The sequence below is a fragment of the Prevotella sp. KH2C16 genome, assembly GCF_900113305.1.
GTDB lineage: Bacteria > Bacteroidota > Bacteroidia > Bacteroidales > Bacteroidaceae > Prevotella.
In genome coordinates this window covers 136,919-156,582 of the sequence record NZ_FOOW01000004.1, presented here as the reverse complement: position 1 = coordinate 156,582, position 19,664 = coordinate 136,919, and the positions used below count along the sequence as shown (strand labels likewise).

Genomic DNA, 19,664 nt, shown 5'->3' with positions numbered 1-19,664 from the left:
CCTTTAAAATTATCAAAGATGAAAACAAAGACAATCAAGACCAAAGCACTCATGCTTCTTTGCGGAGCATTGCTCACATTCGGTTTTACAGCATGTAGCGACGATCCCCAGAAGCCGGTAGATGAAACCAAGAACAAGCTGCACGAAGATCCTGCCAAGGTGGAGCTTATCCTCGTGGACTGCCACCTGCATGCACAATGGGGTGATATACAGGAACACGGAGGCCCTCATCAGAACCCCGACACCGAGGCCAAGCACATCAAGAGCGTGCAGAAGATTATCTGGCAACTGAACCCGGCCACCAAGAAATGGGAGTTCGGCAACGAGGGACAAAAGAAATTCTATGTTCAGAAAGCACCCTGGTACGACGGTAGGCCCGCTCCCATCTACCTGCTCTTCATCAAATACTACAATGCGGCAGGCAAGGAAATTACCGACCAGTTCCAGACGGAAGACCAGCGCAAGATTCACCAGCACTTCTTCATGGCGGAGAATGTCAAGACCCTGCCACGCGGTAAGGAAGAAGTAGACGACCAGCAGACCCAGAAACTCTTCGACTACCTATACTGCGACACCGACCCATGGAATAAGACCACCAAGGAAGGAGCCAAGCTCATCGGCAAGAAAAGTCCCACGGGATTCAAGGGCGTGCTGCGATTCCTCAAGACCCGCAAGGAGTTTGACATGCGCATCAAGCTCTACCACGGCTACAAGTCGAAGTTCCTTGACGGAGACAAGACCAGTCCTTACTATGCACCCGACAACCGCCTGTATCAGAACGGCACCTTCGACATCGACTACACGATACCTTTCGTAATCTATATGGACCGCGACGATACCAGCAATATGGATCCGACAATAGACGAAGACACCGACTTAAGCACCATCTCTGAGGGCAAACTCGACGACGCGAGCAATAATCTCATCTATAATCTGATGGATGCCTTCAATCTTAAATGGCAGGAGGCCTTGGAGGAATATGTGAACTTTGTTTACAAGAAAAAGGGACATTCCGAAGAAGGCTACTGGCTGTAAAAGCCGGAAATGCCGTCAGGCTTACACTCACAATCCTCCTCCCCGCAAGGCGAGGAGGATTTTTTATATCCATGCTTCATGCTTTCCGGACAAGAAAAAGCAGACGCCAAGACCAGCCCCGCTCACAAGCAACCCTCCTGGCAGCTGTCTCCCTGATTCACGAGGGGCATATATACGGAAATTACAAACGGCTTGTAACATCATTACAAGCAGCGTGTAACAGGATTACACACGGCGTGTAATACCCTTACAAGCTGCGAGTAATGCCATTATGGGCAGCAGACTACATTGCCGGCGGCGGCAGACAGCCCCGCCAACAGCCCCCGCAAAGACCTCATCCGCCCATTTCCCATCGGCAGACGAACACGAGGAAGGGGGCAGCCTTTCAACGAGACCGCCCCCTGATACTAACAAACAAACCTAAAAGCAATCGCCTTCAGGATATGCTTTCATGAGGGATTACAGACCTACCGAGAAGTATCCGTAGGCAAGGTAGTTGCCATCCTTGATGGTCGACATGATGCCCCAGATGCGGGAACCGTCGTTCTTAAGCACTTCTACATCTACATCAAGCACGGTTTCCTGTCCGCCCCAGGAGAACTTGTAGTAAACCTTACCGCCAGTCTTTTTGCCAACGGTGAAGTCTCCCTGCCAGTCTACCTTGAGACTGTAGTAGCCATAGTAGTCCCAGACAATCTTCGGACTTGCAGTCTCATTCGCCTTCCAAGTACCCCAAGAGTAAGAGGTGTTACCATCAAAGACAGCCGTATTGACGGTTCCCTCCATGATTTTAGCCTTCTCCTCGTCGGTGTAAGGGATGGTAGTTGTCTCAACGGTTACCTTAACGGTCTTCTGGAGACCCATCATATCGGTAATGGTGATGGTGGTGGAGCCTTCTGCAACGCCCTGCACCGTGATGGTCTTGTCGTCGATAGACTTGATCTTGGCGATGCTCTCATCAGCCGACATCGCCGTATAGGAGCCATTGCCCTCCGTTACATCGAAAGACGCCACACCGTCAGAGTGGCCGAGCTTCATGCCGACGGCAACCTCTTCCTTATCCGTAACCAGCCTCATATACATAGACTTGATTAAAACGCGCTTGTAACCACCCTTGGCATCAGAGACCACCAGCCCCGTAATGCCCTTGGCCTCGGAAGTTACGGTAACCACATTGCCCTCCACGGTACCGGAGGCAATGGCCGGATTCTCGTTGATGATCTTATAGTCGCCGGCACCGCTGGTGATGGTGAAGGTTGCTGTCTCGTGCACACCGACCTCGAGCGTGTCTACATCAAAGGCCAATTCACTCTTCTCTACCGGATTGGGGGCGGGAATCACCTCGTTATTGTCGTCATCGCTACATGCGGTGAAAGCGAATGTAAGAGCGATCGACATCATTGCTGAAAATAAATATTTTGCTTTCATTTCTCGTCTTTTTTCAATCAGTTTACCAATCTTTCGCATAAGTTCCGGTCTGAATCACATTCTCGCCATAGAAAGCCTGAGCAACATAGTTCATGTAAGTCATGCGGGTCTTCGACGGTCCAAGCGAGAAAATCATGGTGCCACCGTAGCCGTTGTTCTTGATTTTCTCGAAGGAACTCTTGTTTGAGTAACGCCCACGAGCAAACTCCATGGAGTTGAGAATCATCCCCTTCTTGTCAAGACCTGGATAGTTGGAACTCACATCGTAAGAGCCGCCGTAGTCATGGACAGCATAGTCGATAGGCTGTATACCATTTACCTGGGCACAACTACTTGTTCCGCTATAGACATAAGCTTCCATGAGCTTGTCCGGCATCGCCATCTTGCACTCATAGGCCAACCGGGCGAAGTTGTTGTAAGACACGAAACCCGGATAGTTGCCCGGCGAAGAATACTCATCATCGAAGAAAATTCCATCGAGATCGTAAGCCTCGCAGACAGCCTTCAGATCGGCAGCAAAGTGCTTGCAAGCCTCGTCGTTCAGGTTGGTCACGGCCGAACGGTCATGGTTACCCAGGATACCAAGGATAACCTTCATGCCTTTCTGCTGCAGGGGCTCGAGATACTTCTCCTTGTATTCCAACAGATGAGAAACATTCTCGTTGTTGTAATTATAGACTTCCTGGGTCTCGGAGTTATAGTTGATGTTACCCGAGAAGAGGATTACCTGGTCGAAGAAGTACTTGCCGCTGTTCTCGAGGGTGAAGCAGAGGTTGTACAACGGATTGTCATCGTTTACCTCCATACAGGAAATCACCTGCAGGCCGTTGTCCTTGTGGCAATTGGGCATCTTGGTAATGTCGCGTACGAAGAGCACGAACTCGCCCTTGTCTTGAGAGGTCTGTGCATCGGCACCCGTAACCTTCAAGGGAATCGCATAGACGCCGTTCTTCTCGAGGTTGTCAGCACTTTTATAGCTAACCTTCACAGCATCACTCTGCTGGGCTCCGGCAGCTACGGTAGCCGTGCCTTCAATGGTTACGAGAGCCTCCGGGAGAGCCTCGAAACTTGTGCCATGGGCCATGTTATAGTTATTCAGTGCCGTAGCATCGTAGACGATGGTATAGGTCTGTGCATTTGCAGATGCATCGGTAACATTCACATAGAAATCTGTAGACCCTTCCTCATTGAATATCAACGAGTCTTGGTTACTAAGACCATATTTATCCGTAAGGAAGGCAAGCCTGTTGGCTGGCTTCTGATATTGGCCTTCGCTCACTCCCGCAACATCAATAGACTCTGAGCAAGAGGCCATAAAGCCGGATGCCAGCAGGGCAAACGCCAATGTCTTAATATTATTTAAGTTCATAGTTTCTTTTATTTTCTTTTTGTGCATTCAAAAATTAATTTGCTGCCGGCAATGAAACATTCTTCCAAGTGAGCTGGGCACGCTTAGCAGTAAGATCATTGCCATTCCCAGAGTAGTCCTTCACAGTATAGGTAGACAAATCATCGAACTTCCAGTAAGCAATAAGCCCTGGACTTGTAGGATCGACGGTATAGATGCTATTGGCAATCTCATCAGCCGTACGGACTACATCCCATACACGAGCCTCCGAAATACAGCCATTCAAGTCGCGGCCGTCCTCATAAGACTTGCCCACGAGGAAGTTACGGTCGGTTCCATTACCGATGATATTGATGGAAGCGCGGGATGTACCCTCTGCCATCAAATGGCCGTCGATGTACACCTTCATCTCACCGTTGTCCCTGTCGTAAGTGAGTGCCACATGCTGCCACTTATTTGTCTGCAACTGCAGCTTGGCATCGGTAAAGTTACCACTGGATGTAGCTATCTGAATCTGGTTGTCGGGGACACCAGCATCGCCGATACGCATCAGGAAGGCGCCCTCGATACCCATTACCGTAGAAATCAGCTGGCCGAATTCACGGGGATAGATAAGAGCCTCCATCGTAATCTGTCGCATACCACTTACCCTGCCTGTGTTCTTCCACGGGAAGATCTCGAGATAATTATCCTGAATATCCGCAACGACATTGATGAGGGCACCAGCCCTAAATACATAATAGTAATTCTTCGCGGAAGAAAGCAGTTCTATGTCTGATGTCTGAACCTTTACAGGAAGGACATACACAAGACTACGATCGAGCGCACCGACACCCTTGAAAGTGATAGATGCTTCTGTACTCTTCACGCTGCCTGCGTCGATTGCCATGTTCGACTCAGTAATCTCATAATACTCCTCCGGGAGCAGGATTGCATTAGCATAGTAAGCCTTATTATAGGTTTCTACGAGAGACTTGTCAACCACGGCTTGTGCCTTGATGTCCTTCTCTGCAGGGCGAGAAGTCGCAATCGTAAGTGTTTTAACGATATCATCTGTTCCGCCCTTTACAATTGTCTCGGAAGACATGGAGGGGGCATCGATAAACGCTTTGTTACCGAAATCCTCTTCCTTATCACTTTGGCAAGCCGTCATCAGGAATGCAGCAGCCAAAAGAGGCAAATATTTAAATATCTTCTTCATTTCAGTTTAGTTTTTAACAGTTGGATTAACGATCGAGATGGCCTGACGCACTACCGGATAGACGAAGTTGGCATGATAGTAATCATTCTGTATGTTATTAAGAGCCAAACCTGCCACATCAAACGAATTATGGTCAGCAGCACAGAATCGGGCTGCGCCTATAGCGGCATACTGGTCGCCCCAGAAACCCGTCTTGGTGTCAGAGCTATCGAGAGAATAGAGGGAGACAAGCGGGACGAACTTTTCAGTAGGTACGCCGTCTACGGCAGCCTTGTTAAAGTTGTAGACCACTCCACCCTGATTGGCCGCTTCCTCACATGGGATGATGATATAGCTTGCGAGGTCGAATACGCTCTTGTCCTCTACATTCTGTGGCTTACCGGAGAGCACGAGCATCTTGTCAGCATGACGCTCCTTCCAGTCCTTGGCAATTCCAAGAATATCGTTCTCAAGTGCCAGGGCTTCAGCCTTCTCTTCCTCAGTCATATAAATCTTGACCTTAGCGGTAAAGCCCATCACCACACCGTCGTAACCATACCGCTCACAGAGGGAAAGGCGGTCAGCAACCGTATCAACAAGGTATGTCTGGAAGTTCTTTGGAAAAGCAATCCCAGCGTTTTCCTTGTTTTCCTCGAATGCCTGCTTCTCTGCATCATAGGCATTCTTGATAGCGGTATAACTGATTTCACAGAGAGCCTTAGTACCTTTCTGCTCTTTAAGCAGGGCGAGTTCTTGCATCTCCCGGTCATTCAGGTTCATCGGGCTGCCCAGCACAAGAAAGTCCAGACTGTCAGGAACGGCAACTATGCTCTGTCCTTGCGAGGCCGGATTCCTTACGCTGTTGTCGAACCAACCGAACACCGCCTTGTGCGCGCCGGCCTTATAGGCCTTCAGACTGGTCAGATAAGAGGCATAGAGCTCGGCATTCTGAGTATTGATGCCCGGCTCATTGATCTCAACAGATTCAATATCCGTATCACAACTTGCCATGAAGAAAGCAACAGCAAGGCAGGCCATTGAATATGCTATATTCTTAATTATATGTTTCATCTTATATAGTCTTTAATCTTAAATCCATAATCTCTACTTTGCCAGCCACACATCAGTTGCCATATTGTCTGAACCGCCGAGCAGGCTCACACCCTGAAGATAATTATCATAGTTATTGATGCGCTCCTCCTGTGGATAATACAGGCGACGGGCACCACGCTCCGTGCTGACAATACCACCGCTATTGTTCACCACGACCGGCATCAACCTGGGATAGCCCGTACGGCGATATTCTGTCCATGCCTCTTGGCCCAATGGGAAGTTGGCCAGCCACTTCTGGGTGATGATACGCTCCAAGTTCTTGTCGGTGGAGGCATTGTCGTCCCATGCAATGGTAATGGATGAAACTGTCCCATTATAGGAATTAGATCCAGTCGGGTCGGTATAGACAGCCGGAGTGCTTGTGTGGTCTGCCAAATAGTTCTCTACGCCATTTACACCCCATTGTCCGAACGAGAGGCGAATGCCCTGCTCATAAAGTTCCTTGGGGGTACTACCCATGCTCCAGCCCCGTAAAGCACCCTCTGCACGGAGGAAGGCCACTTCGGCTGCATTCATCCAAAGAAGCTTGGAATCGGTAGCCACCTTGTAGTTGGAATACATGTTGGAAGTTTCCTGGCCGGGAATATTAATACCAGAACGCAAACCATGGAAACCATTGGTAGCATTTGCAAAAGTGGATACTGTGAACATTTCTGAGCGGCGAGGATCTTTGTAACCATTCATATAGCTTATGATATCAGCCCCGACACGAGAGTCTCCATGATTATTTTCTACTCCATTATACTCATGCATGACAACATAAAAAGGATTGGTGCTGGATACTGTCAGTTCCGCATTGTCTTCGTTGCCGGTCATGACGCCCACCTCGTGGTTTACGGCCTCTTCAGCCTTCTGCTTGGCCTTGGCAGGAGCTGCCTTGGCAATATGGATGGCCAGGCGGAGCTTCAGCGAATTGGCAAACTTTATCCACTTCTCCACCTTGCCTCCATATACATGGTCGGCCTTGGGGCTGAAGTCGTTGGTGCGATTGGCTGTCAGGTTTGTAATCGCGCTATCAAGCTGTGCGAACATCAAGTCATACACTGCTTCCTGTGAATCATAAGGAGCCGTAATCTTGCCGTCGGCACCTACCTTGGAATAAGGAATAGGGCCATAGGCATCAGTTACACGATGGATACCAGCAACCTTTATAATCTGAGCGACGGAACGAGGAACAATATCCTCTGTTACATTGTTCACTTCATTGCTATAGATGAAGAGCTTAGGAACGAAATCTTCGAAGAGAACACGATCCCAACCGTTTTCCGGACTATACTGGGCAAAGTTCTTGCCGGAGAATCCTGGGTTGGAATCAGAGATATAGCCTCCGTAGGAACCGCCGCAAAGACACTCCGTAAACTGATTTGCATTTACATCAGTAGGTATCACCCAACTTTCAAGATTGATAAGAGCGGAACTCAAGCTATAAGCATCACGCTGCATCTCTTCCTTGGTAACAGCATAAGGATCCTGGTTATATTCCTCATAGCTGTTAGTACAACCTGTAGAAGTAGACAAAAGTACTGCTGACAGGCTTGCCAATAAAATATTTTTAATCTGTTTCATTGCTTCACACATTAGAATTTGAGTTTGATATTGAAACCAAGGTTTCTGGTGCTTGGCGTCATGAACTTGTCTATGCCCTGATAGTAGTTACCGGTAGTAGCTGTGGACTCTGGATCGAAAGGAGCCTTACAGTAGAACAACAGCAGGTTACGGCCAACGAGAGACACCGTGAGATCTCCAAGTCCGAAGAAGGTGTTTTTCTTGAAGGTGTAGCCCAAGCTTGCTTCCTGTAAACGCACATTGGTAGCACTATATGTATAATACTGAGGAATTCCGTCGCTGCCGCCAATTGTCGTATACCATGTTTCCGGGTTCACATAGTTTCGCTCCCCGTTCACGGAAACCCATCCCTTGTCGCGGGCATCGGCCGTAGCTTCCGACACGCCGTAATAGTCAAGATTGGCCTGGGTAGCAGAATAGACGATACCGCCGAAACGAGCAGAAATCATGAAGCCAAGATTCAATCCTTTCCAAGAGAAGTCGTTGCGCCATGCCATGTTGCTCTTCGGGAAGATAGAACCCAGCTTGACATCTTCCACATTAGAATTCTTGTAGACCTTGCCGTCGGCATCTACATACACCTTGCCGTTGCTGTCGCGCTGGATATCAGCCAGCGAATAGAGGTCGCCCAGGGTGCCGCCTTTCTTCAAGATGAAATGGGCTGAACCCAGACCACCCTCATCGAGCTTGTCCACCGTAATCAAAGTACCTGTCTCTGGATGTACATAGCCCGTAACAAGTTCGTTGATCTTGTTGCGGTTCATGCTGAGCGTATAGTTGGTAGACCATGAGAAGTCGCCCCATGTATTGCTGTAGCCTACTGCCAGTTCTACACCGCGGTTACTTACATCACCTGTCTGGATATACATCTTGCTATAGCCGGAAGACGCCGAGATCTTCGGATCGAAGGTCTGGTTATAGGTCTTGGTAGTGTAATAGGTGAAGTCGATGTTGAAGTGCTTGAACAAACGAGCCTGAAGTCCAAACTCCCAAGAGTCCGTGCGCTCCGGTTTGAGGTTATACATAGGATAAGTCGTCTGGCTGCTCCACTGCTTCTTGTTCTCATCCCAAGTGTACTTTGGATTCGCATACCAACGGGGGAATGAGAGACCTACTGATGCAAACGAAGCACGAGCCTTCAGATAATTAATCTCCTTCGGAAGGGCAAAAGTTTCGGAAATAATCCAGGAACCACCGACAGAAGGGTAGAAGAACGAGGATTTGTTGGAATGGGGACCCGCCAACATGGAAGGCCAGTCGTTGCGACCCGTCAATGTGAGATAGAACTGACTTGCCCAACCCAGTTCGACACTGGCAAAGAGAGACTTGGTCTGATCGTGGAATCCCGACTGCTCCGGCGTGAGGCGGGCACGGTTTATCTGTGCCACGGTGAATACATTCGGAATAAGGTTTTCGTCCAACGGACCTCTATTGCCCAGCAGATTCTGCTTCATATCAGAGAGAGACACACCGACATTGGCAACCAGCGAAAGCTTGTCCTCGAAGAAGCGCTTATTGATATTGGCCATCACATCGCCATAGGTCTGCTTGTTGTCAGACTTCTGAATGTTATACATACCATTGCTACTGCCCGTAAGAGTCATATTGGTGGTGGCATAGAACTTCTCCTCATAGGTGTTGGTGGAGTTGTCGATACGGATGCGGGCAGAGAGGCTCAGCCAGTCGGTGAACTTATACGACAGACCCGCGTTCAGCATATAGCGATACTTCCTGTTCGTACGAGGCGTACGATAGTTAATCCAATAAGGGTTCTGCCCTACCAGCTCGCTAATCAGCCCGTTCCAGTTCTGGGTATAGATCTTGCGTGTGGTGTCGTAGTGCTCGAACATAGCCATGTCCTGATAGTCATTGCCACGAGGATAAAGATAGGCTGTTACCAACGGATTGTTGTATACACCCTGGTTAGTCATATTGCGGTCGTTCTGTATGATATAGCTTGCGCCGACATCAAGGGTCATGCGATCGTTCAGCAGACTTGTGGTGTTACGCACCGTGAAGTTATAACGGTTATATTTGTTGTTGGGAACAATTCCAGTTGAATTCAAGGCACTTGCCGAGAAAAAGGTCTGGTTTTTCTCCGTACCCGTAGACATGGTGAACGCTTCCGTCGTCATGATGCCTGTCTTAAAGTAGTCGTCTGTCGGGTCATATCCCATATAGTTGCTCTCGTTGAGCAGCCTTCCCCAGCTGTAAGACTCGGTGCCGCTGTCGCGAAGGCTTGAGCCCGTGCCATACTTATTCTGGAACTTAGGCGTGCGGAAAGCCGTGGAGAACTCCGTATTCTGGGACACGGTGAACTGCGTATGGCCTGCACTACCTTTCTTGGTGGTGATTACAATGGCACCATTAGATGCCTTCTCGCCATAGAGAGCGGCCGCGGCAGCACCTGTCAAGACCGACATCGACTCAATGTCCTCGGAATTAAGGTCGGCAATACCCTCTGATGTGCCGGAAGATCCGAACTCCGTAGAACCTTCGCCGCCTGTATTCAACATTGGAATACCGTCGATGACATACAATACATTGCTTGACTGCATGATGGAACGGGTTCCACGCATCACCACCTTGGAGGCGCCGCCGGCACCAGAGGATGAAGCATTGATGTTCACACCGGCCACTTTACCATTCAGAGAATTGATGAAGTTGGCATCTTTGTTTATTGAGAGATCATCACCCGCAACCTGCTGTACATTGTAAGACAATGCTTTCTGCTCACGCTTGATGCCCAGGGCGGTAACGACCACCTCATTCAATTCCTTGGAATCCTCCAGCAGAGTCTGGTCGATTTGCGTGCCATTCGCACGAGCTTCCTTGGTTGTAAACCCGACATAGGAGTACTCAAGTATATCTCCGCGTTCTGTATTAATGCTATAGTTACCATCAATGTCGGTTACCGTTGCGTTGTTCGTACCTTTCACCTTTACGGTTACACCGATCAAAGGGTCGCCATTAGCGTCGAGCACACGACCTTTCACCATCTGTTTCTGCCCCGGCTTACGGGTCTGCTGAGACTCAGCCTTGGTAATAATGATATGACGCCCGGAGATGGAATACTCCAAGCCCGTACCATTCAGCATCATGCCGAGCAGCGTGCCGAGCCTCTCTGATTTTGAGTTTACCTTCACCTGCTTCGCAAGGTTCAGGGTGTTCTGCCCGTAGTCTACGGACATGTTAGTTTGTTTCTCGATGGCGCTGATAAGCTGGCGCACGGTGGTAGTTGTCTTATCCAGTTTCACCACCTGGTTCTGTCCCATCATGCTGACAGACATCGAAAGAAATAAAACTAAAAGAAGGGTAATTCTTTTCACTTTTATTGCTTTAAGGTAATTAATAATGTTTGTTTTCATAACAATTGTATGAGAATAAAGTTAGTTGAGTTCACTAATAGTTCAGGTTTGGTAGTTAAGAATCCAGTAGTGTTTTTATAGGGAGTCCTCCTTTCTACTCTTGAAGAGTTTTATTGTTTGACCTTGTTTATAATAATGTAAGTTATTTGCCAATTGACTAAGCACGCGAAGCACATCGTTGATCGTTTCCTTATTGGTAAAGTTCATCGTATACTTCTGGGAAAGGTCTATGGAGGAGTCAACCACGAAGTCCACTTCATAGCGGCTACCCAGTTCGTTGAGTATACTGCCTAAGGTCTGCTCCCTGAATACCATGGTTCCGAGCATCCAGCAGTTGAAATCCCTGACCTTTACGACATGCTTTGCCATACGGCCGTCATTACGGCTGTAGACTATCTGCTCATTAGGCTTCATCGTCTCGCTGTAGTTGTCGTCATACAACTTCACGCGTCCCTCCTCAAGAGTCGTCGTGATAAGGTCTTCGTCGGAATAAGCCTTGACATTGAACTGCGTCCCGAGCACCTGGATATTCAACTTTCCCGAGTGCACTACAAAGGGACGGGATGCGTCTTTAGCTACCTTGAAGTGAGCCTCGCCCAGCAGGAACACATCACGCTGACCGCCGTGGATATTGAATGCCGAAGGATACAGGATCGTAGTTTTTGAGTTCACGATTACCTTCGTGCCGTCGGAAAGCATCAGCGAGTCCACCTTTCCCTCCGGAACATAGAATTCCACCAGCTGCTTGCGCTCATAATACTTCCCGGAATACACCCATGCCGCCGCGGCTCCTATTATCGGAAGCGCCAACACGGCAGCCCAGCGAAGGGTCTTGGCAAGGCGGCTTCTGCGGTGCAGGTTCCATTCATACTCATGACGATTCTCGCGGAATGTGCGCAAGGCTCCTGCCGTATCAACCTCTTCGGGCTCCAGGCCATCCCATATTTGCTTCATTACCGCGTTTTTCTCATCCTCCTGCGACTCGCTCAGAAGCCAGCGCTTGATGCGCTCGGAATAGCTCTTTGGCGTTATTCCGTCAAAGTAATCCCTGATAATATGGCTAAGGTCCGTTAGGTTCATAAACTGTTTAAGAATACACTATAAAGACATGATTGCGGGCAACCACACGCAAGCATGTCGGGTTAATATAAGTTAAAAAACAGTTTCCTGGTTTCGGCGACAGCCCACGGGGCATTTCATTTCACCATGGCAAGTAATGCCAGCAGCGACATAAGAGGCATTACTTGTCTGAGATCGCGTAGTGCAAGAGAAATATGCGATTCCACCGTGCGCTTGCTGATGCCGAGTTTCTCGGCAATCTCGGCATTCGAGAGTCCCTCGATACGGCTCATGGAGAAAACCATGCGCCGTTGAGGCGGCATCTTGCCGATTTCCTGCTCGATGATGGCCTCCAGTTCTTTATAGTATAAGGTGTCGCCCGCAGACTCTTCTTCGGCAATCTGCAAGGTGCCGTCTAACCGCACCGACTCACGCCGGAGCGACTTCCGGAGAAAGTTCAGGCCGGCATTTCGCACCATCATGAACACATAGCCGTCGAGATTCTCCACATTCCTGAGACCCTCGCGATAAATCCAGAGCTGCATGAAGATATCCTGCACGATGTTTTCCGCATCGTACTCATTGCCGCAAAGGCGGGTCGCAAAGTCCTTCATCTTCGGGTACAACTGCTCGAAGATCATGTCGAAGGCCTCCTCGTTTCCCTGACTTAAGGCCGACAAAATGATTTTATCGGAGACACCTATGGACATAAAGAATTTTGTACTATATCCGGTTTTATCTTAAGTTCTACATTACAAGCATATGCAAAAGTAGTAATTTTATTGATTCCGCCAAATTTTTGACATCAAATTTTTACAGGATTGCAAAAACTGCCACAGCACATTCCGCATCTGGCGACCCTCACACACCAGGCTCCGCACGGCCTATCCTGATACTTCCTACAGCCATCACTAAAGTAAAATAAGTTATTTCACTCACTAAAATAAGTTATTTTATATTGTAAAATAAGTTATTTTATAATATAAAATGGGTTATTTTATACTGCAAAACAGCCTGTTTTATTCCATAGGAAGCCGCTGACAGCATCTGTCCAGGCGGCAAGAAGCCGGCAGAATTCAGAACTCCGCATAGGGACGAAGCCTCTCGATGGCCTCCCGCGGAAAGTCTTTCAGTAGCCGCAAGTCGTCCAGACTACGCAAAGGGCCTTTCAGCCGGCGGTAGTCGCAGATTTCCCGAGCCTGATAGAAATTAATGTAAGGATGTCGCTTCAGCTGGTTCAGGGTGAGCTTGTTGAGGTTTATCTTCCTTATGCTTTCGGCGTCGAGGATCATATATTTTACCGATTCCATCGGGAAATCGTCGATTTCGGCAAGCTGGTCAAGGCTGTAGAAGCCGCCCAGACGATTCCTGTAGTTCACCACCTGGCGGGCAAAATAGCTTCCGATGCCCGGCACTTTCTTCAGTTGCGAGGTGTCGGCCCGGTTCAAGAGGATGCGCTCGGTAGGACCGAACTTCTCGTGAAATCGGATAGAATCCCGATGAAATGGCACTTTTTTGTTCTTTTCCGCATAGACTTCCGCCGCAGGAAGATAGTCGGAAGAAATCTTGATGTAAGGCTCCAACTCCCGATATTGCTTCACCGTAAGCCCGTAGAGACGGGCGAAATCAGTTTTCTTGCGGAAGATGCCGCCTTTAGCCCGATAATGGTAAATGGCACGCACCTGCCAAGGCTGCAGCCCCAAGCGAAGAAGCTGGGTGCTGTCTGCGGTGTTCGGGTCGAAGGAGAATCGTTCCTCTTTCCGCTCCGGAGCGGCATAATAATACTGCGCCTCCCGGCTTCGGGTGGGTTTTCTCGATGAAACCGGCATTTTTCGAAGGTTCTGGCTGTCGGTTGATACCGGGTCGGTCTTGTCGTTCAGCCGTCCGATGCCATAGATTAAAAGAAAGGCGAGAATGCCCACGGCCAGCAACACAAGCAATGCCGCCCGGTCTGACTTTGAGAAATAGAAGAATTCCTTGAACTTCATGGCTACACTATCTTAGATGAGCCCAAACTGGTGCAGGAACACCGCGCCAATGCAAATAGGGCTGCCATACCTCACGGCAGAACCTGCCGTGGCAAGGATTACGCCCATCTCGGTCTGAAAACTGCCTCGCGTGCCTGCCATCGCCCATACATTTAGATTACCTCGAGCTGATGAAGGAAAATCGCCAGAATCGCCAAGGGGCAGACATAGCGTACCAGAAAGAGATACGCGCCAAAGAGCTTTCCCGACAAGGTGTTCCAGTTCGTAAACTCGTCATGCAGCAATTTCTTCGGCACATACCAGCCTACGAAGATACAGGTGAGGAACCCTCCCAATGGAAGGAATATCTGCCCGGTTACAAAATCGAAAAGATCGAACAATGGAAGTCCGGCTACCGACAGCCCCTTTACCGCCCCAAGCGACAACGAACAGAGTGCGCCGATGATACAGGTGGCAGTCGTAACGATAACGGCTCCTTTCTCACGGGATATATGCAACTCCTCATAGAAGAATGCCGTACTCACCTCGTGGAGCGACATTAGTGAGGTCAAGGCCGCCAGCGAAAGCAACGCATAGAACATCAGGGCCACGAGCCACCCTGCGAAAGGTATGCCCGAAAAGGCCTGATTAAACACATTCGGCAGGGTAATGAACACCAGAGAAGGGCCGCTGTCGGGGTTCACACCTACGGAAAAGGCCGCCGGAAAGATAATCAAACCTGCCATTATGGCAATCAAGGTGTCGATTAACGACACTTGGACGGCCGACTTCAGCAGATTGGTCTGCCGGCTGAAGTAGGATGCATAGGTGCAGATACACCCCATTGCAATGCTCAGGGAATAGAATGACTGTCCCAGAGCACTGAGGAAGACGCTGCCGTCTACTTTCGAGAAGTCGGGCAAAAGAAGAAATTCCACCCCCTTCCTGCCGTCCGGAAGCAGGCAAGACGCCACCACGATGATTACCAGCAAGACCGCCAAAGTAGGCATCATAACCTTGGAGAAGCGTTCTATGCCCCTACGGACGCCGTGAACAATGATGAAATGAGCTGTCAGCAGGATGAAAACCGTCCAGAATACCGGACGAATGGGATTCTGCGAGAACTCCTGAAAATAACCGGCTACATAGGTGGCATTGCCATGCAATTCGCCCAAAAGCGATGCATAGACATACTGAATGCACCATCCTGATACCACGGCATAATATCCCGTAATCAGAAAACCCGTGAGAACACCGAGAAACCCGACATATTTCCATGCGCTTCCGTTGCCCACCTCCGAATAAGCCCGGAATGTATTGGATGCCCCATGACGCCCGATGATGAACTCCGACAGCATGCACGGGACGCCTAACAGCAGCACGCAGCCCAGATAGATCACCATGAAAGCCGCGCCGCCATTCTCCCCCGCCAAATAAGGAAACCGCCAGACATTTCCCAGTCCGACAGCACCACCGGCAGTGGCAAGTATCATCCCTATCTGACTTCCAAAAGTACTTCGTTTCTCTGACATACTAACAATATTCAATCTTGTATGTTGCAAAAGTATAAAAAAATATTTATCTTTGCATTAAAACTGAAAGTAAAAATGTCTCATCTATACCATTTAGTTATCAAATATCCTCTTTCATGCCTGATTGTCGTGGTCATCTGGATACTTTGCCTTGTCCCTGTGCCTGAAAATCCGCTAAGCCGCATCAGCCTGATAGACAAATGGACACATATCGCAATGTACTGCCTGCTCTGCGTTGTCATATGGGCAGAATATCTCAAAGCCCACGATCATATCGACCGAAAGAGGATATGGCCGCTCACTTTGCTTGCGCCCGTCCTCATGGGAGGCCTCATTGAAATCGTTCAGGCCACTTGCACGAACGGCACCAGAAGCGGTGAATGGCTCGATTTTCTGGCTGATGTAATCGGGGTAGCCATAGGACAGGCTATCGGTATTCTTCTGGCAAGGTATTTTTCCAAAGGATGAAAGGATAACGAAGCAGCGAGGAATTGTAGAACCGGCGATCGCCTGTAACCTCCGGACCGATGAAATCGGGCTTTTTAAACGCTTCCGCCGCGTCTTCCAGTTCCACTTCGGCCATCACAAGGCCCTCGTTGTCGCCATAGAACTCATCTACCTCAAAAGTGTGAATGCCGTCTTCGCTCTTCACGAGATAGCGACGCTTGTCTATCCTGCCACCCTTACACAGCTTCATGAGATGCTCCGCCTCGTCAAGAGATATTTCCTTCTCAAACTCATAGCGGCTCAAACCGCCCTCACAGGCATGTTCCTTGATGGTGAGATAGGCCTTGCCGTCGCGGATGCGAACCCTTACCGTAGCCCCGTCGGCGGGGATATACCCCTGCTGGATATGACTGCTTGAAAAGGCGGAGCACTTAAAGGCATCGCCTTTCTTAACAAGGAACTTGCGTTCCGTCTCCATCCCGCTCATTACATAAATGCAATTGCATAAACCAAGAGGCAGAGTGCAAACACAACCAAGAAGCCTGCTATCCACATAATCACTTTCCTGGCCTGCTTCTCCTGCTTTGCCTCACGCTGGGCGCGACGGACTTTACTTCTTTCACTCATAGTCTTATTATTTTTAGGTTTTCAGTTGTTTATCCTTCGTCATCATTCGTCGGGAACTCCATCAGGTAGGCTTTGATGAAATCGTCAATCTTGCCGTCCATGACTCCGTCCACATCCGAGGTCTGGAAATTCGTGCGATGGTCCTTCACCCGGCGGTCGTCGAAGACATAGCTGCGTATCTGGCTGCCCCATTCTATCTTCTTCTTACCGGCTTCTATCTTGGCTTTTTCAGCCAAGCGCTTCTGCATTGCCCGGTCATACAGCTGACTTTTCAGGAGCAGCATGGCCTTGGCCTTGTTCTTAGGCTGGTCGCGCGTCTCGGTATTCTCTATCAGGATTTCCTCCTCCTCGCCGGTATCCGGATCCTGATACATGTAGCGGAGGCGAACACCCGACTCCACCTTGTTCACATTCTGGCCGCCCGCACCGCTGGAGCGGAAGGTGTCCCAGCTGACTCTTGCCGGGTCTACATACACCTCGATGGTCTCGTCGACGAGAGGGGAAACGAACACGCTCGCAAAGGAGGTCATCCGCTTGCCCTGCGCATTATAGGGAGAAACGCGCACCAGACGGTGCACCCCGTTCTCGCTCTTCAGGTATCCGTAGGCATATTCGCCGCCCTCAAAGGTCATGGTAACGCTCTTGATGCCGGCTTCATCACCCTCCTGGATGTCCGTAATCTTTACGGAATAGCCGTGGCTCTCCCCCCAACGCTGATACATGCGCATCAACATCTGGGCCCAGTCCTGGCTCTCCGTGCCGCCGGCACCTGAGTTTATCTTCAATACAGCGTCCATCGGGTCTTCCTGCTGACGCAGCATGTTCTTCAATTCCAGCTCCTCGATGGCCTCGATAGCTTTTCCGTAGTCGGCATCCACCTCCTCTTCCGAGACCATATCTTCCTTGTAGAAGTCGAATGCCAACTGCAGTTCGTCAGCATACTGACGGACATTCTTATACCCGACGAGCCACTTCTCGATTCCCTTTACTTTCTTCATCTGCTCCTGGGCCCGAACGGGATCCTCCCAAAAGTCGGGTGCCTGGGTGCGCAGCTGCTCTTCCTCGAATTCCACTTTCTTCTGGTCGATGTTCAGATAGCGGTTCAACGCCTCGGCCCGCTCCAGCACATCCTTCAACTGATCACTTGTTATCATTATTCTTCATACATCTTGTCGATCACCTCCTTATAGTTCTTGTAGATGACCGCGCGTTTCAATTTCAGCGTATTCGTCAGTTCTCCTGTCTCCATGGCAAAGTGATGCGGCAACAGACTGATACACTTGACCTGCTCATAAGGAGCCAACGACTGCTGCAGAGTCTGTATCCGGTCCATCAGCATGTCCTGAATCTTCTTGCTTGCACAAAGATCTTCACGATTATTGAACTCGACGCCCTCATTCTTGGCATACTCCTCAAGCAGGCGGAATTCCGGCACGATGAGGGCAGAAACAAACTTATGCTCGTCGGCAATGACTGCCACCTGGTCGATATACTTGTCTACGAGCAACATCGACTCCACCATCTGCGGAGCGATATACTTGCCGTTAGAGGTCTTGAAGAGATCCTTGATGCGCTCCGTGAGGAACAGTTCGCCGTCCCTGATATAGCCTGCGTCGCCCGTATGGAAGAATCCGTCGGCATCAAAAGCCGTCTTATTGATATCATCGCGCTGATAGTAGCCCTGCGTAATAGTAGGTCCTTTGAGCAAGACCTCGTCGTTCTCACCGATTTTAATCTGTATTCCTTCTATCGGACGGCCGACGGAGCCGATGGTGTAAGGCTCGTCCCGATGGTCGCACGACACCGTCGCGAGGCTCTCGGTGAGACCATAGCCCACGATCATATTGATGCCGATAGAATGGACGAACTGCTCCACCTCCGGCGAGACGGCCGCTCCGGCCGTGGGAAAGATATTCGGATTGTCAAGTCCCAGCTGCTTGCGCACCAGGCTGAGGATTGACTTGTTGACGACCTTGTATTCCAATGCCAGTCCCAGAGGAGGCCGCTTGCCGTTGGCAAGATACTCGATGTTATGCTTCCGACCCACTTCGAGGGCGTGCTTGAACATCCTCTGCTGGAAACCGCTGGAACGGTCGATCCTATCCTTCACGGCCACATACACCTTTTCCCAGAACCGGGGAACCGACGACATGCTCGTGGGATGGGTCTCCCGCATGCTCTGCTGAATCTCCTTCGGATAGGTGTTGATGATGAGCTGGCTGCCCACGGTCAGCGCCAGATAAGTCCATCCCCGCTCAAAGATGTGCGCGAACGGCAGGAAATTGATGACTTTATCCTTTTCCGTAACGGGCACGCACTTGTGGTTTGCCTCCATTGCGGCGTAATACTGGCCGTAGGTGAGCATGACGCCCTTGCTCTCCCCCGTCGTTCCGCTCGTATAGATAATGTTGCAGAGATCGTCCATGGAAGCCTCTTTCCAGCGCCTCTCCACCTCCGTCTGCCGCGGGAGCCCCTCGCCGAGACGGATAAAGTCTTCGAAATAAAGGGCATTAGGGTCGTGGCTGCTTATGCGCACGCTGCTGTCGAAGATGATGATACGCTCCAGCGTGTGGCACAACGGGAAGATGCGGTGCGCCTTGTTATACTGCTCCTGCTCGCCCACGAAGAGAAACCTGACTTTCGCGTCGTTAATCATATACTGTATCTGCTGCTCGCTGCAGGTGGCATAGAAGGGGACGGAGACGGCACGGACACCATAAGCCCCGAAGTCCGTATAGAGATAGTGGATGCAGTTCTGCGAGAACACGGCTATGTTTTCCTGCGGCTTGATGCCCAGATTGAGCATGGCGTTGCTCACCTGCATGACCCTCAGGGAGAACTGCTTCCATGAAACATCCTTCCACTTGAGACTCCCGAAACTGCGAAAGGTAAGGGCTGAACGGCTTCCGTACTTCTTGGCCTGCTCATGAATCAGTACCGAGAGATGACTGTTCGTCTGCATAAGTTCTGTTGTTTTAGTTTATTGCAAAGATA

17 protein-coding genes are annotated in these 19,664 nt (G+C 49.9%); 2 read left to right on the top strand and 15 right to left on the bottom strand.

Annotated elements, in window-relative coordinates; genetic code table 11:
* Nucleotides 1-18 precede the first annotated feature (18 nt).
* Nucleotides 19-1,035, top strand: coding sequence for a hypothetical protein (locus BM114_RS04540; protein ID WP_092110852.1), 1,017 nt, complete (start codon nucleotides 19-21; stop codon nucleotides 1,033-1,035).
* A 459-nt stretch (nucleotides 1,036-1,494) separates the two neighbouring features.
* Here BM114_RS04540 and BM114_RS04535 read toward each other — a convergent pair whose 3' ends face one another.
* From BM114_RS04535 to BM114_RS04490, 11 genes are all read right to left on the bottom strand, one after another.
* Complete coding sequence (locus BM114_RS04535) at nucleotides 1,495-2,436, bottom strand: pilus assembly protein N-terminal domain-containing protein (protein WP_255406427.1); 942 nt, start codon at nucleotides 2,434-2,436, stop codon at nucleotides 1,495-1,497.
* 49 nt (nucleotides 2,437-2,485) lie between these two features.
* On the bottom strand, nucleotides 2,486-3,832 hold the full coding sequence (locus tag BM114_RS04530; protein ID WP_092110946.1) for a BT_3987 domain-containing protein: 1,347 nt from the start codon (nucleotides 3,830-3,832) through the stop codon (nucleotides 2,486-2,488).
* A gap of 34 nt (nucleotides 3,833-3,866) precedes the next feature.
* Entirely contained in the window at nucleotides 3,867-5,012 is a 1,146-nt protein-coding gene (locus BM114_RS04525) for a DUF1735 and LamG domain-containing protein (protein ID WP_092110848.1), read from the bottom strand.
* A gap of 6 nt (nucleotides 5,013-5,018) precedes the next feature.
* Entirely contained in the window at nucleotides 5,019-6,062 is a 1,044-nt protein-coding gene (locus BM114_RS04520) for a glycoside hydrolase family 18 (RefSeq protein WP_092110846.1), read from the bottom strand.
* Nucleotides 6,063-6,095: 33 nt separating this feature from the next.
* Entirely contained in the window at nucleotides 6,096-7,670 is a 1,575-nt protein-coding gene (locus tag BM114_RS04515; protein WP_092110944.1) for a RagB/SusD family nutrient uptake outer membrane protein, read from the bottom strand.
* A gap of 11 nt (nucleotides 7,671-7,681) precedes the next feature.
* Nucleotides 7,682-10,948 (bottom strand): SusC/RagA family TonB-linked outer membrane protein, encoded by a 3,267-nt coding sequence (locus BM114_RS04510; protein WP_369808395.1) that lies wholly within the window; start codon nucleotides 10,946-10,948, stop codon nucleotides 7,682-7,684.
* 165 nt (nucleotides 10,949-11,113) lie between these two features.
* Nucleotides 11,114-12,118 (bottom strand): FecR family protein, encoded by a 1,005-nt coding sequence (locus BM114_RS04505; RefSeq protein WP_092110844.1) that lies wholly within the window; start codon nucleotides 12,116-12,118, stop codon nucleotides 11,114-11,116.
* 116 nt (nucleotides 12,119-12,234) lie between these two features.
* On the bottom strand, nucleotides 12,235-12,807 hold the full coding sequence (locus tag BM114_RS04500) for an RNA polymerase sigma-70 factor (protein WP_092110842.1): 573 nt from the start codon (nucleotides 12,805-12,807) through the stop codon (nucleotides 12,235-12,237).
* A gap of 366 nt (nucleotides 12,808-13,173) precedes the next feature.
* Nucleotides 13,174-14,085: a helix-hairpin-helix domain-containing protein gene (locus BM114_RS04495; protein WP_092110840.1), complete on the bottom strand. Its 912-nt coding sequence runs from the start codon at nucleotides 14,083-14,085 to the stop codon at nucleotides 13,174-13,176.
* Nucleotides 14,086-14,097: 12 nt separating this feature from the next.
* The gene (locus BM114_RS14590; protein ID WP_255406425.1) at nucleotides 14,098-14,226 is read right to left on the bottom strand and encodes a hypothetical protein; all 129 of its coding nucleotides are present in this window, start codon (nucleotides 14,224-14,226) and stop codon (nucleotides 14,098-14,100) included.
* An 11-nt stretch (nucleotides 14,227-14,237) separates the two neighbouring features.
* Nucleotides 14,238-15,596 carry a sodium-dependent transporter gene (locus BM114_RS04490; RefSeq protein ID WP_092110838.1) on the bottom strand — a complete coding sequence of 453 codons (1,359 nt, stop codon included), beginning with the start codon at nucleotides 15,594-15,596 and terminating at the stop codon, nucleotides 14,238-14,240.
* A 75-nt stretch (nucleotides 15,597-15,671) separates the two neighbouring features.
* Here BM114_RS04490 and BM114_RS04485 point away from each other — a divergent pair, with 75 nt between their 5' ends.
* Complete coding sequence (locus BM114_RS04485; protein ID WP_092110939.1) at nucleotides 15,672-16,064, top strand: VanZ family protein; 393 nt, start codon at nucleotides 15,672-15,674, stop codon at nucleotides 16,062-16,064.
* Here the strand turns inward: BM114_RS04485 and BM114_RS04480 are convergent.
* The 4 genes from BM114_RS04480 to BM114_RS04470 are packed head-to-tail and all read right to left on the bottom strand — an operon-like array spanning nucleotide 16,024 to nucleotide 19,632.
* Nucleotides 16,024-16,530 (bottom strand): CYTH domain-containing protein, encoded by a 507-nt coding sequence (locus BM114_RS04480; protein ID WP_092110836.1) that lies wholly within the window; start codon nucleotides 16,528-16,530, stop codon nucleotides 16,024-16,026. The two genes, BM114_RS04485 and BM114_RS04480, sit on opposite strands and share 41 nt — an antisense overlap.
* On the bottom strand, nucleotides 16,530-16,670 hold the full coding sequence (locus BM114_RS14290; RefSeq protein WP_177207045.1) for a hypothetical protein: 141 nt from the start codon (nucleotides 16,668-16,670) through the stop codon (nucleotides 16,530-16,532). The genes BM114_RS04480 and BM114_RS14290 overlap by 1 nt, the downstream gene beginning before the upstream one ends.
* A gap of 29 nt (nucleotides 16,671-16,699) precedes the next feature.
* A complete protein-coding gene (gene prfB / locus BM114_RS04475) occupies nucleotides 16,700-17,824 on the bottom strand; it encodes a peptide chain release factor 2 (protein ID WP_092110834.1) in 1,125 nt (374 codons plus the stop codon).
* Nucleotides 17,824-19,632, bottom strand: coding sequence for an AMP-dependent synthetase/ligase (locus BM114_RS04470; RefSeq protein WP_092110832.1), 1,809 nt, complete (start codon nucleotides 19,630-19,632; stop codon nucleotides 17,824-17,826). Before BM114_RS04470 ends, prfB begins: the two co-directional genes overlap by 1 nt.
* Nucleotides 19,633-19,664: the final 32 nt, after the last annotated feature.

What these genes read in the sequence shown, in the direction of transcription:
- BM114_RS04490 (WP_092110838.1), bottom strand. Translation starts at nt 15,596, where the DNA reads ATGTCAGAGAAACGAAGTACTTTTGGAAGTCAGATAGGGATGATACTT.
- BM114_RS14590 (WP_255406425.1), bottom strand. Translation starts at nt 14,226, where the DNA reads ATGGCAGGCACGCGAGGCAGTTTTCAGACCGAGATGGGCGTAATCCTT.
- BM114_RS04480 (WP_092110836.1), bottom strand. Translation starts at nt 16,530, where the DNA reads ATGAGCGGGATGGAGACGGAACGCAAGTTCCTTGTTAAGAAAGGCGAT.
- BM114_RS04540 (WP_092110852.1), top strand. Translation starts at nt 19, where the DNA reads ATGAAAACAAAGACAATCAAGACCAAAGCACTCATGCTTCTTTGCGGA.
- BM114_RS04535 (WP_255406427.1), bottom strand. Translation starts at nt 2,436, where the DNA reads ATGATGTCGATCGCTCTTACATTCGCTTTCACCGCATGTAGCGATGAC.
- BM114_RS04520 (WP_092110846.1), bottom strand. Translation starts at nt 6,062, where the DNA reads ATGAAACATATAATTAAGAATATAGCATATTCAATGGCCTGCCTTGCT.
- BM114_RS04530 (WP_092110946.1), bottom strand. Translation starts at nt 3,832, where the DNA reads ATGAACTTAAATAATATTAAGACATTGGCGTTTGCCCTGCTGGCATCC.
- BM114_RS04470 (WP_092110832.1), bottom strand. Translation starts at nt 19,632, where the DNA reads ATGCAGACGAACAGTCATCTCTCGGTACTGATTCATGAGCAGGCCAAG.
- BM114_RS04505 (WP_092110844.1), bottom strand. Translation starts at nt 12,118, where the DNA reads ATGAACCTAACGGACCTTAGCCATATTATCAGGGATTACTTTGACGGA.
- BM114_RS04485 (WP_092110939.1), top strand. Translation starts at nt 15,672, where the DNA reads ATGTCTCATCTATACCATTTAGTTATCAAATATCCTCTTTCATGCCTG.
- BM114_RS04525 (WP_092110848.1), bottom strand. Translation starts at nt 5,012, where the DNA reads ATGAAGAAGATATTTAAATATTTGCCTCTTTTGGCTGCTGCATTCCTG.
- prfB (WP_092110834.1), bottom strand. Translation starts at nt 17,824, where the DNA reads ATGATAACAAGTGATCAGTTGAAGGATGTGCTGGAGCGGGCCGAGGCG.
- BM114_RS14290 (WP_177207045.1), bottom strand. Translation starts at nt 16,670, where the DNA reads ATGAGTGAAAGAAGTAAAGTCCGTCGCGCCCAGCGTGAGGCAAAGCAG.
- BM114_RS04500 (WP_092110842.1), bottom strand. Translation starts at nt 12,807, where the DNA reads ATGTCCATAGGTGTCTCCGATAAAATCATTTTGTCGGCCTTAAGTCAG.
- BM114_RS04495 (WP_092110840.1), bottom strand. Translation starts at nt 14,085, where the DNA reads ATGAAGTTCAAGGAATTCTTCTATTTCTCAAAGTCAGACCGGGCGGCA.
- BM114_RS04515 (WP_092110944.1), bottom strand. Translation starts at nt 7,670, where the DNA reads ATGAAACAGATTAAAAATATTTTATTGGCAAGCCTGTCAGCAGTACTT.
- BM114_RS04510 (WP_369808395.1), bottom strand. Translation starts at nt 10,948, where the DNA reads ATGATGGGACAGAACCAGGTGGTGAAACTGGATAAGACAACTACCACC.